The following is a 12,499-nucleotide window of genomic DNA, read 5'->3' as shown; positions in this document are numbered from 1 at the left end:
TCGACGATGAAGGTGGACGGCAAGCATTATCGCAGCATATGGCTCGATGCCGACGGCTGGACGGTCTGTGCGATCGATCAGCGGCGGCTGCCGCACGAGTTCGTGGTCGCGCAGATCACCACCTGCGAGGAGGCGGCGGATGCCATCCGCCACATGCTGGTGCGCGGCGCGCCGCTGATCGGCGCTACTGCGGCGTTCGGCATGGCGCTGGCGATGCGCGACGACCGCTCCGATCCCGGCATCGAGCGCGCCTATGAGATGCTGATCGCGACACGGCCGACCGCGATCAATCTGAAATGGGCGCTCGATACGATGGCCACGATGCTGCGCCGCCTCGCGCCGTCGGAGCGGCGGGATGCGGCGTATTCGCGCGCGGTGGACATCGCCGGCGAGGACGTCACGATCAACCAGGGCATCGCCGCACATGGTCTCGCGCTGATCGAAGCGGCGGCCGCGCGCAAGACGCCGGGCGAGGTCGTGAACGTGCTGACGCATTGCAATGCCGGCTGGCTCGCGACCGTCGATTGGGGCACGGCCACCGCGCCGATCTATCTCGCTCACGATCGCGGCATTCCGGTCCATGTCTGGGTCGACGAGACGCGGCCGCGCAACCAGGGCGCCTCGCTGACCGCCTGGGAGCTCGGCCATCACGGCGTGGCGCACACCGTGATCCCGGACAATACCGGCGGCCATCTGATGCAGCATGGCATGGTCGATCTCGCCATCGTCGGCACCGACCGCGTCGCCGCCAATGGCGACGTCTGCAACAAGATCGGCACCTATCTCAAGGCGTTGGCGGCCCACGATAATGGCGTGCCGTTCTACGTCGCGCTGCCGTCGCCGACGATCGACTTCGCCGTCGCCGAGGGCCGGCAGATCCCGATCGAGCAGCGCAGCGCGCAGGAGGTCACGGAGATGACTGGCCGCACCGCCGATGGCCGCATCGAGACCGTGCGCATCGTGCCGCCGGGCTCGCAGGTCGCGAACTACGGCTTCGACGTCACGCCGGCGCGGCTGGTGACGGGACTGATCACGGAGCGCGGCGTGTTGCAGGCGGACGGCGCCGCGCTTGCGGCGGCGTTTCCGGAACGGGCGAAGCCCACGAACGATTAGATCATCGTCATTAGGATCGACGCGCCGGCCGCTCGCGTTCGCGAGGCGACTATGTCAGCTTCAGCCCCGTCGCGGCCTCGAGTTCGGTGATCACCTGTGACGCGCTGACGACCTTGATCGTGGTCATGCCCATCTCGCGCGCCGGCTTCAAATTGACGCCGAGATCGTCGAGATAGACGCAGTCCGCCGGGCTGACGCCGAGCGCTTCGGTCATCATCTGGTAGATTCGCGGGTCCGGTTTACGCAGACCGATCTTGGCCGATTCGATCACGTGGTCGAACAGCGCCATCACCTCGGCGACGTAGAATGAGCGGCCGCCCTGGCTGCCGATCGCGTTTGCCGGCAGATTGTTGGTGATGCAGCCGGTCTTGCATTCGGACTTGATGCGGCGGAGCGCCTCGACCATGTCGGGGCGCAGGTCACCCGCGAGCAGCGGCAGCACCTCGCGCCCGCTGACGGCAGCGCCGCCGAGCGCCAGCGACTCCTCAGCGAACAGACGGTCGAACGTGTCGAGATCGATCTCCGCGCGCTCGAACTTGGCCCATGCGTTCTCGAGATGGTTGGTGGCGTTGGTGTTGCGGATGATGTCGACCGGATAGCCGCGCTCTCTTTCGAAGCGCGCGAAGGCCTCGAACGGCGATGTCGTCATCACGCCGCCGAAATCAAAGATCACCGCCTCGACCATCACCGTCATGTCCCCCGTCCGATCCGATCGCCATCGCTAACACGGGACGCCACGCTTGGCGATATCGGCGCGAGCGGCTATTGCTGACGCGATGAAGCTGCTCCCGTCGATCATGGCCGCCGCGCTGCTGGCTGCTTCACCGGCCCTTGCCATCGTCGGCAAAGCGCCGGCGTCTACCGATGGTATCGGACGCTCCGTCGTCACGATCGTCGGTTCGCGCGGCAATTTCTGCAGCGGTGCCTTGATCGCCCCCAGGCTGGTGCTGACCGCCGGCCATTGCGTGCAACCGGGCGTCGATTACCGCATCGTGGAATACGATCGCGACCGCAAGCCGGTGTTGAAGACGGTGCGGCGCGCGGCGGTCCATCCGAGCTTCAGCATGCAATCCATCCTCGTCCATCGGGCTACGGCTGACGTCGCGCTGCTCGAGTTGGAAGCGCCGCTGCAAGGGTATGCGCCGGTCGCGCTCAGTGTCCCGCAGACGCCGCTGACAGCCGGCAATGCGTTCACCGTGGCGGGGATCGGCGTCGCGATTCCCGGCGACGGCAAGAGCGGCGGCGTCGTGCGCGCGGCGGCCCTGGTCGCGACCGGCAAGCCCGGCACGTTGCAGATCCGGCTCGTGGATCCGGCGACGCAGGGCGTGAAGCCAGGGCTCGGCGGCTGCACCGGCGATTCCGGCGGACCTGCGTTCGAGACGCAGGCGCAAGGCGAAGTACTGATCGGCGTCATCTCGTGGTCCACCGGGCCCAATCTCGGCGACGGCTGCGGCGGCATGACGGGCGTCACGCCGCTCACGCTGTATCGGGACTGGGTCCTGCAGACCGCGCGGCAATGGGGCATGCCGCTCGGCGGAAATTGAAATTCGTCCGCGCGCGTCCGCGGCTTGCTCTCGCGGGTTGACCGTCGTCGTGATCGGGTTCAGCCTGTCACGCGAGGAAACAACACCTAGAGCAAGAGCCCAGGGCCCATGAACGTCATCGCCCCCATCCGGGAGGCCGCGTCCTCTCAGACCATCGAACATTTTGACGTGCTGATCGTCGGCGCCGGCATCTCCGGCATCGGCAGTGCCTATCAGCTGACGAAGCAGATGCCTGATACGAGGTTCGTGATCCTCGAGAGCCAGGATAGTTTTGGCGGCACCTGGCGGACGCATCGCTACCCCGGCATCCGCTCCGACAGCGATCTGCACACCTTCGGCTACAGCTTCAAGCCATGGGTCGGGCCGCCGATCGCGACGGCGGAAGAGATCCTGAAATACATGGGGGACGTGATCGAGGAGAACGATCTCGGCCGCCATATCCGCTACGGCCATCGCATCCTCTCGGCGAGTTGGTCGAGCGCGACCAATCTCTGGACCGTTCACGCGGTAAAGGGTCCTGGCGAAGAACCCGTCACGATCTCAGCGAATTTCCTGTGGATGTGCCAGGGCTATTATCGCCATTCGAAAGGCTACACGCCGGAGTGGCCCGACATGGCCAAGTTCAAGGGCCGGATGGTGCACCCGCAGCTATGGCCCGAGGATCTCGATCTCACAGGCAAGCAGATCCTCGTCATCGGCTCCGGCGCGACCGCAGCGACGATCCTGCCGTCGATCGCAGGCAAATGCGCGCATGTCACCATGCTGCAGCGCTCGCCGACCTACTTCCGCATCGGCCGCAATGCGATCGAGATCGCCGAGGAGCTGCGCCGCCTGCAAGTCAAGGAGGAATGGATCCACGAGATCGTCCGGCGCAAGATCCTGTTCGAGCAGGACTGGTTCACCAAGCGATGCCTGACCGAGCCGGAGCAGGTGAAGAAGGAGCTGATCGGCCAGATCAGCGCCATCGTCGGACCCGACTACGCAGCCAAGCATTTCACGCCGAGCTATCGTCCCTGGCGTCAACGCATCGCCTTCGTGCCGGATGCCGATCTGTTCGAGGGCATCAAGAGCGGCAAGGCCTCCGTCGTCACCGACAAGATCGAGCGCTTCACCGAAGGCGGGATCAAGCTGAAGTCCGGCGACGAGCTCAAGGCCGACATCATCGTCACCGCGACCGGATTCGATCTCTGCGTGCTCGGCGACATTGCCTTCACCATCGACGGCAAGCCGCTGGATTTCGCCGATACCGTGACCTATCGCGGCATGATGTTCAGCGGCGTGCCGAACCTCGCCTGGGTGTTCGGCTATTTCCGTGCCAGCTGGACCTTGCGCACGGATCTGGTCGCGGAGTTCGTGTGCCGGCTGCTCGCCCATATGAGGGCGAAGGGCGTCGAGAAGGTCACGCCTCAGCTGCGTCCCGAGGATCATAACATGCCGCTGCTGCCGTGGATCGATCCGGAGAACTTCAATCCGGGCTACATGATGCGCAACATGCATCTCTTGCCCAAGCGCGGCGACAAGCCGGAATGGCAGCACAGCCAGGACTATTGGCGCGAGAAGGACGAGATCCCGGCAATCGACCTGGATGATCCGGCGTTCGTGTATGGATAGGTTTTGATCGTCATAGGCGGGCCTGTCGCTCCAACTCCGGTGTCATCCCGCGAAAGCGGGGATCCATAACCACAGGCGGACGTGGCGGGCACAACGCTCAACGTGCAGCCTGCCTCGAGAGATCACGCGGTATGGGTCCCGGGTCGGCGCCCACCGGCGCTGCGCGTCGGCAGGCTTGCCCGGGACGACAGCTGGAGTTCAACTCTCCCGTCGCGTCAATCCCGTCGCGATGGCTGCCGCCGCCGTGCGGTTCTCCACACCCAGCTTGGCATAGATCTGCTCCAGGTGCTTGTCGACCGTGCGCGGGCTCAGGCCCAGGATCTGGGCGATGTCGCGGTTGGTCTTGCCCTTGGAGAGCCAGGACAGCACCTCGCCCTCGCGTGTGGTGAGTCCGAACTCGCTGGAGAATTCCTTGGGCAGGTCGCCGGATGACTCCTTCGCGAGCCTGAGCAGGAATTCATTCGGGCCGGCGCCGCCCATGTAGTAAAGGCGCAGCTCGGGATGGTCGGGGATCGACGCCGCCGCCTTGGCGGCGCCCTTGCCCTTCTGCGCCTGGTCCAGCCATTGCCGCAGCCCGTCAGGCAGGACGAGATCCTCGGCGGATCCAAAACTGTCCGACAGCAGCTTCTGTGCCTGCGGCGTCGCCCACATCAGCCGGCCCTCGCGGTTGACCGCGAGCAGGAAGCGTCCGGACACGTCGAGCGCGGCGCGCGCGCTCTGGGTCATGCGCGCATTGGCGAGGTGTACGCGGATTCGCGCCAGCATCTCCTCGACCGCGATCGGCTTGGTGACGTAGTCGACGCCACCGGCGTCGAGTCCCTGCACGATATGCTCGGTATCGGCGAGGCCGGTCATGAAGATCACGGGCACGTTGGAGAGGCCGGCCTCGCGCTTGAGCTTGCGGCAGGTCTCGAAGCCGTCGATGCCGGGCATCACGGCGTCGAGCAGGATGATGTCGGGCGTAATCTGGTCGACGATGCGCATCGCGGCCGCGCCGTCGAGCGCGACCATCACGGTCATGCCGGCGCCATCCAGCGCATCCGTGAGCAACCGCAGCGTCTCCGGGGAGTCGTCCACGACCAGCGCGACGTCGCGCTTCTTGTTGTCAGTGCTCATAGGCGTGCAGGGTCTTCAGAGTGGCCATGTACTGATCGAGATCGAAACGGTCGATCAGCATCCGCATCTGGGCGACGAAATCGGCATGCTCCGGATAGGCGCCGTCGATCTCGTCGAGCTTGAGCTGAATTGCCCGGATGTAGCCGATCTGGCCAAGGCTCATCAGCTCCTCGACATATCTCAAAGGCGGGCGCGATCCGCTATCCGGCCGCCAGCGCGGCTGCGTCACGGGATGTTCGCTCTGGTAGCTCCATTCAAGCTTCAGCAATTGACGGATGGCCTCGAGCAGCCGGGGAATGTCGATCGGCTTCATCAGATAGCTGTCGTGGAACGGCTGCGCCAGCGGGCGACCATGCGCTTCAAGCGCGCTCGCAGAAGTCATCAGGATTCGTGCCTGATGATGTCCGCTGCTGCGCAGGGTCTCGGCGACGGTCCAGCCGTCCATGCCGGGCATCGAGATGTCGAGGATGAACAGGTCGGGCTGGCAATGCTGTGCCAGCGCGAGGCACGCGGGACCATCCGGCGCGCTGAGCAGGATGAAGCCGAGCGGGGTCAGGACTTCGCGCAGGAGATCGCGATGCACCGGATCGTCGTCTGTGACCAGAATGGTCTTGCGCGGGCCGAGATAGCCTGCGATCGGCGCCTTCACCGGCGGGTGCCGCGTCGGATTGGTGACCTCCGACAACAGGATCTTCACCTTGAAGGTGCTGCCGGTGCCGACCTTGCTCTCGACCTTGATATCGCCGCCCATCACGCCCGCGAGCAGACGGCTGATCGTCAGCCCGAGGCCCGTGCCTGTCTGCGGTTGCGCGGCACCGAGTGCCCCGCGCTCGAACGGCGCGAAGATGCGTTCGAGATCGTCGGGCTGGATGCCCGGGCCGGTGTCGATCACCTCGAATTCGGCGACGGGGCTGCGATAATGCACGACGAACTGGACGCTGCCTTCCTGGGTGAACTTGATCGCGTTCGACAGCAGGTTGATCAGGATCTGCCGCAGCCGCTTCTCGTCGGCATAGACGACCAACGGCAGCACGGCGGGCCGCTTGAACACGAAGTCTACGCCCTTCGCCGCGGCCTGCAGCCGGAACATGCCCACGAGCTGGTCGAGAAATTCGCTCAAGCGAACCTCGTCGCGCGACAGATATAGCCGGCCGGCCTCGATCTTGGAGATGTCTAGGATGCCGTCGATGAGACCGGACAAATGGTCGGCGCTACGGCGGACGACGCGCACCTGGTCGCGTGGCTTCGGCGCGAGGCTGGTGTCCTGCTCGAGAAGCTGCGCATAGCCGGAGATCGCATTCAGGGGCGAGCGCAGCTCATGGCTCAGCCCGACCACATAGCGGCTCTTGGCGAGATTGGCGGATTCCGCGACCTCCTTGGCGCGCTGCAGTTCGGCATCGGTGCGCTTGTGGGCGTCGATTTCCTGGATCAAGAGCTGCGTCTGACGCCGCGTCTCGGCCTCGGCGGCACGCCGGCTCTGCTGCGCCAGTACGAACAGCCAGGTCACCACGCCGATGATGATGGAGAGCGCGAAGAACACCTTCCACAGCACATCGGAGATGATGCCGCGATAGCCCGGCAGCGCGGCGGATGTTTCGAGATAGATCATGCCGAGCGTCAGCGCGACGAGGCCCGCCGAGGTGAGAAATACGCCGACATAGTGTCCGAGCTGCGAGTTGATCCTGGCCAGCAGCGCATCGGGCAACATGCCGCTGAGCGCAGCGGAGACCTGGGCCTGAGCGCGCGCGTGCGGCTTGCAGAGATCATGGCAGCGGGCATCCAGCGAGCAGCAGAGCGAGCAGATCGGGCCGGCATAGGCGGGGCAGGAGGCGGTGTCCTCCGGCTCGAAATGATGCTCACAGATGCAGCATTGGATCTGCTCGATGTTCTGCCAGCTCCGCTTCGGCTTGCGGGCGAGATAGTATTTTCCGTCGGTGAGATAGGCGATCGCCGGTGCGGTGACCAGCGCGACGCCGAGCGCGACGAAGGTCGACAGCGCCTTCCCGGTCGGCCCGAACAGTCCATAAAAGGCGCTGATCGAGACGATCGTGGCGATCGTCATGGCGCCGACCCCGACCGGATTGATGTCGTAGAGATGGGCGCGCTTGAACTCCATCTGCGGGGGCCGCAAGCCCAGCGGCTTGTTGATCACGAGATCCGCGACCAGCGCGCCGACCCAGGAGATGGCGATGTTGGAGTACAGCGCCAGCGTCTGCTCCAGCGCCTTGTAGACGCCGATCTCCATCAAGAGTAGCGCAACGACCACGTTGAACACCAGCCACACCACGCGGCCCGGATGGCTGTGCGTCAGGCGCGAGAAGAAGTTCGACCAGGCGATCGAGCCGGCATAGGCGTTGGTCACGTTGATCTTGATCTGCGACAGAATCACGAAGGTGCCGGTCAGAGCCAGGGCCAGGTCCGGCCGGGCGAGCACATAGCGGAACGCTTCCAGATACATGTGGGCCGGCTCGGCGGCGTGATCGGCGGACACGCCGTGGCTCAGCGCGAAGAACGCGAGGAATGATCCCGCCATGAGCTTGAGCGCGCCGAGCACGATCCACCCAGGACCGGCGGACAACAAGGCGACCCACCAGGAGCGCTTCGACGTCCGGCGGTCGCGTGGCAGGAAGCGCAGGAAGTCGACCTGCTCGCCGATCTGGGCGACCAGCGAAAACACCACCGCCGCGGCCGTGCCGAACAGCGCGAGGTCGAGATGACCCATGGGATCGCCATGCTCGCCGGGAAACTGCTGCCAATCGGCGAAGGAGTGCGGGCTCGCATAGGCAATGGCCGCAAAGGGGAGGATGTGCAACACGACCCAGAGCGGCTGCGTCCACAGCTGGAAGCGGCTGATCAGGGTGATGCCGTAGGTGACCAGCGGAATGATGACGACCGCGCTGATCAGGTAGCCGATCGGACGCGGGATACCGAAGCACATCTCGAGCGCGGAGGCCAAAATGACCGCCTCGATCGCGAAGAAGATGAAAGTGAAGGAGGCATAGATCAGCGACGTGACCGTCGATCCGATGTAGCCGAAGCCGGCGCCACGCGTGAGCAGGTCGATGTCGATGCCGCATTTGGCCGCATGATAGGCGATCGGCAGTCCGCAGCAGAAGATGATGATGCTGGCGACCAGGATCGCCGCCGTGGCGTTGGTCACGCCGTAGTTCAGCGTGATGGTGCCGCCGATGGCCTCCAATGCGAGGAATGAGATCGCACCGAGCGCCGTGTTGGCTACGCGGGCGGCGGACCAGCGCCGCGCGCTCTTGGCCGTGAAGCGGAGTGCGTAGTCCTCCAACGTCTGGTTGGCGACCCACTGGTTGTATTGGCGCCTGACGCGGTCGATCCGCTGCCGCCCTGCCACTCTTCAACTCCTTACGCGCAGCGGTTCGTCCGCACGCGTCGCCTGCCCCTCGGAAGATCTGCGTAGAGCCTACGTCGCGCTTTTGCGGTGCAGTATACGCAATCTTGCGTATCCGTGCAGTGCACAAAGCGCGCCATCCTTCGTCCGAGCCAAAGCGTGTCCTCGAACCAATGAATGGGGTGCTCATGTCAGACGAAACTGAAAAAGGCCTGAAGTCGCCACTTCGGCGCCAACTGCTGATGGGAATGGCCGCAATTCCGGCACTCGCCATGATGCCGCGGCCGTCCTTCGGCGCCGGTCCCGCAACCTCTGCTGTCAACACGACCGGCCTTGCAGTCACTGATAGTGAAGTGACCGTCGGCATTCTGCATTCGGTCACCGGTACGATGGCAATTTCTGAGACCGGCTCGGTGCAGGCCGAGAAGCTCGCGATCGAGCAGATCAACGCCGCTGGCGGCGTGCTGGGCCGCAAGATCAAGTACATCCAGGAGGACGGTGCCTCGGATTGGCCGACCTTCGCCGAGAAGGCCAAGAAGCTCCTCGTCAACGACAAGTGCGCAGCCGTCATGGGCTGCTGGACCTCGGCCTCGCGCAAGGCGGTGCTGCCGGTGTTCGAGCAGTACAACGGCATGCTGTATTATCCGACCTTCTACGAAGGCCTCGAGCAGTCCAAGAACGTCATCTACACCGGCCAGGAGGCCACGCAGCAGATCATCGCCGGCCTCGACTGGGTCAACAAGACCAAGGGCGCGAAGACCTTCTATCTGCTCGGCTCCGACTACATCTGGCCGCGCACCTCGAACAAGATCGCCCGCAAGCACATCGAGGGCCATCTGCAGGGCTGCAAGGTCGTCGGCGAGGAATACTTCCCGCTCGGCCACACCCAGTTCAACTCGGTCATCAACAAGATCAAGCTGACCAAGCCGGACGTGATCTACGCGATCATCGTCGGCGGCTCCAACGTCGCCTTCTACAAGCAGCTCAAGGCGGCCGGCATCGACATGTCGAAGCAGACCCTGCTCACCATCTCCGTGACCGAAGACGAGATCGACGGCATCGGCGGTGAGAACATCGCGGGCGCCTATGCCTGCATGAAGTACTTCCAGTCGCTCGACAACGCCAACAACAAGGCCTTCGTCTCCGCGTTCAAGAAGATGTGGGGCGAGAAGACCGTGATCGGCGACGTGACGCAAGCTGCCTATCTCGGCCCGTGGCTGTGGAAGTTGACCGTGGAGAAGGCCGGCAGCTTTGACATCGACAAGATCGCGGCGGCTTCGCCCGGCATCGAGTTCAAGGGCGCGCCCGAAGGCTATGTCCGGATCCACGAGAACCACCATCTCTGGTCGAAGACCCGCGTCGGCCGCGCCAAGGCGGACGGTCAGTACGAGCTGATCTACGAGACTGCCGACCTGGTCGAGCCCGATCCGTTCCCGAAAGGCTATCAGTAAGCAACTCGCTATTGTACCGAGATCCGGTGCACTCCCCTCCCCTTGCGGGGAGGGGTCGGGGTGGGGGGGCCGCATACTCAAATCGTGCTGAAGCTCTCATCCTTAGCTCCTCCCGACGGGAGGGGACGATCTTGGCCGCGAGCTCACCAGCTCGCGAGCCGATCCAATTTTCCAGCAGGGCATCACGAGAGGACGGATCATGTTCGGCGACTATTCCATCGGCGACCTCGGGGCCATCTTCGCGATGCAGGGCTTCGCGGGCCTCATCCTGTTTTCGGTCTACGTGCTGATGGCGCTCGGGCTTGCCATCATCTTCGGCCAGATGGGCGTCATCAACATGGCGCATGGCGAATTCATGATCCTCGGTGCCTACGTCACCTGGATGACGTCGAACGCCTTCCAGAATTTCCTGCCATCGCTGTTTCCCGGCTACTTCTTCGTCGCTATGGCGCTCGCCTTCGTCGCGTCCGGGTCGCTCGGCATGCTGGTCGAGTGGGCGATGATCCGGCGGCTTTACAAGCGTCCGCTGGATACGCTGCTTGCCACCTGGGGCCTCAGCTTGATCCTGCAGCAGGCCTATCGCTCGGTATTCGGCGCACGCGAGGTCGGCGTTGAATTGCCGGAGTGGATGATGGGCTCGTGGCAGGCCACCGACTCGATCCAAATTCCGATCAACGGCATGTTCGTGATGTGCCTGACGATCCTGATCACCATTGTGGTCGCCTATGTCCTGTTCCTGTCTCGCTGGGGGCGCCAGGTCCGCGCCGTGGTGCAGAACCGCGTGATGGCCGGCGCCGTCGGCATCAACACCGAGAAGGTCGACCGCTACACCTTCGGCCTCGGTTGCGGCATCGCCGGTGTCGCGGGCTCCGCCTTCACCATGATCGGTTCGACCGGTCCGACCGCCGGCCAGCTCTACATTGTCGACACCTTCCTGGTCGTCGTGTTCGGCGGGGCCGCCAGCCTGCTCGGCACCATCGCCTCGGCCTTCACCATCTCCCAGGCGCAGTCGACGATGGAGTTCTTCATGTCCGGCTCGATGGCCAAGGTGCTGACGCTGCTGGCGATCGTCGCCATCCTGATGCTGCGGCCGCAGGGGCTGTTCGCCCTCAAGGTCCGCAAATGAGCCTGCTCCGTCAGTCCAACAAGAAGGCACGGCCATGATCAACTCTCGCTTCTTCAACCGCTCGGAGCTCATCGGCTTCGTCTCGCTGCTGCTCCTGCTCGTCGTCATCCTGCCTCTGGCGCTGGATATCTTCCGTCTCAACCTGGTCGCGAAATATCTGACGTACTCCTTCGTCGCCATCGGCCTGGTGCTGTGCTGGGGCTTTGGCGGCATTCTGAGCCTGGGCCAGGGCGTGTTCTTCGGTCTCGGTGGCTACTGCATGGCGATGTTCCTGAAGCTGGAGGCCTCCAGCGTCGAGAACACCAAGATCCAGTCGACGCCGGGCATTCCGGACTTCATGGACTGGAATCAGCTGACCGCGCTGCCGTTCTTCTGGAAGCCGTTCGCGAGCTTTCCCTTCGCTCTCGCCGCGATCATCCTGGTGCCGGCGATCTTCTCCTTCATCATCGGCGCCGCGATGTTCAAGCGCCGGGTCGGCGGCGTCTACTTCGCGATCATCACCCAGGCGATCGCGGCGATCATGACCATCCTGATCGTCGGCCAGCAGGGCTACACCGGCGGCATCAACGGCATCACCGACCTGCGCACCCTGCACGGCTGGGACATCCGCACCGACCACGCCAAGTACATCCTCTACTTCGTCGAGGTGTTCTTCCTGTTCGCCGCGATCCTCGTCGCGCAGTTCATCCGCCTCACCAAGCTCGGCCGCATCCTGGTGGCGATGCGTGAGCAGGAGGATCGGGTTCGCTTCTCGGGCTATAGCGTCGCTAACTTCAAGATCTTCGCCTTCTGCGCGGCAGCGGTGTTCGCGGCGGTCGGCGGCGCGCTGTTCACCCTCGAAGTCGGCTTCATGTCGCCGTCCTTCGTCGGCATCGTGCCGTCGATCGAGATGGTGATCTACACCGCGGTCGGTGGCCGGCTGTCGATCTTCGGCGCGGTCTACGGCTCGCTCCTCGTCAATTTCGCCAAGACCAGCCTGTCGGAGACTTTTCCGCAGCTCTGGCTGTTCGGTCTGGGTGCGCTGTTCATTGCCGTCGTCCTCGCCTTCCCGAACGGTCTGGCTGGCATCTGGGGCGACTACGTGCAGCCGCGGATCGACAAGCTGCTGGCCTCCCGCACCAAGAAATCCGGCAATGGCGGCCTGGTCGCCGACGGCGCCCCCGCAGAGTGAGGAGAG

The 12,499-nt window shown here is 64.3% G+C and carries 9 protein-coding genes; 6 read left to right on the top strand and 3 right to left on the bottom strand.

What is annotated here, in order from left to right:
- Window positions 1–6: 6 nt before the first annotated feature.
- On the top strand, window positions 7–1,113 hold the full coding sequence (mtnA, locus tag BRADO_RS32070) for an S-methyl-5-thioribose-1-phosphate isomerase (RefSeq protein WP_012030358.1): 1,107 nt from the start codon (window positions 7–9) through the stop codon (window positions 1,111–1,113).
- A gap of 49 nt (window positions 1,114–1,162) precedes the next feature.
- On the opposite strand, the gene BRADO_RS32065 is transcribed toward mtnA, so the two are convergent.
- Window positions 1,163–1,801, bottom strand: coding sequence for an HAD-IA family hydrolase (locus BRADO_RS32065; RefSeq protein WP_012030357.1), 639 nt, complete (start codon window positions 1,799–1,801; stop codon window positions 1,163–1,165).
- Window positions 1,802–1,889: 88 nt separating this feature from the next.
- Between BRADO_RS32065 and BRADO_RS32060 the strand changes: the two genes are divergently transcribed.
- Window positions 1,890–2,657: a trypsin-like serine protease gene (locus tag BRADO_RS32060; protein ID WP_041757214.1), complete on the top strand. Its 768-nt coding sequence runs from the start codon at window positions 1,890–1,892 to the stop codon at window positions 2,655–2,657.
- Between the two features lie 108 nt (window positions 2,658–2,765).
- A complete protein-coding gene (locus BRADO_RS32055) occupies window positions 2,766–4,268 on the top strand; it encodes an NAD(P)/FAD-dependent oxidoreductase (RefSeq protein WP_012030355.1) in 1,503 nt (500 codons plus the stop codon).
- A gap of 198 nt (window positions 4,269–4,466) precedes the next feature.
- Here BRADO_RS32055 and BRADO_RS32050 read toward each other — a convergent pair whose 3' ends face one another.
- Both BRADO_RS32050 and BRADO_RS32045 read right to left on the bottom strand, forming a co-directional pair.
- Complete coding sequence (locus tag BRADO_RS32050; protein WP_012030354.1) at window positions 4,467–5,384, bottom strand: DNA-binding response regulator; 918 nt, start codon at window positions 5,382–5,384, stop codon at window positions 4,467–4,469.
- The gene (locus tag BRADO_RS32045) at window positions 5,374–8,748 is read right to left on the bottom strand and encodes an ATP-binding protein (RefSeq protein ID WP_012030353.1); all 3,375 of its coding nucleotides are present in this window, start codon (window positions 8,746–8,748) and stop codon (window positions 5,374–5,376) included. Before BRADO_RS32045 ends, BRADO_RS32050 begins: the two co-directional genes overlap by 11 nt.
- Window positions 8,749–8,933: 185 nt before the next feature.
- Here BRADO_RS32045 and urtA point away from each other — a divergent pair, with 185 nt between their 5' ends.
- The 3 genes from urtA (at window position 8,934) to urtC (ending at window position 12,493) form a co-directional block, all read left to right on the top strand.
- A complete protein-coding gene (gene urtA / locus BRADO_RS32040; protein ID WP_041757909.1) occupies window positions 8,934–10,196 on the top strand; it encodes an urea ABC transporter substrate-binding protein in 1,263 nt (420 codons plus the stop codon).
- A gap of 199 nt (window positions 10,197–10,395) precedes the next feature.
- The gene (urtB, locus tag BRADO_RS32035) at window positions 10,396–11,322 is read left to right on the top strand and encodes an urea ABC transporter permease subunit UrtB (RefSeq protein WP_012030351.1); all 927 of its coding nucleotides are present in this window, start codon (window positions 10,396–10,398) and stop codon (window positions 11,320–11,322) included.
- Between the two features lie 34 nt (window positions 11,323–11,356).
- Window positions 11,357–12,493, top strand: a complete 1,137-nt coding sequence (gene urtC, locus BRADO_RS32030; RefSeq protein ID WP_012030350.1) for an urea ABC transporter permease subunit UrtC — start codon at window positions 11,357–11,359, stop codon at window positions 12,491–12,493.
- The last annotated feature ends 6 nt before the right edge of the window (window positions 12,494–12,499 follow it).

The organism is Bradyrhizobium sp. ORS 278 (genome assembly GCF_000026145.1).
Taxonomy (GTDB): domain Bacteria; phylum Pseudomonadota; class Alphaproteobacteria; order Rhizobiales; family Xanthobacteraceae; genus Bradyrhizobium.
This window is presented reverse-complemented; position numbering and strand designations above follow the sequence as displayed.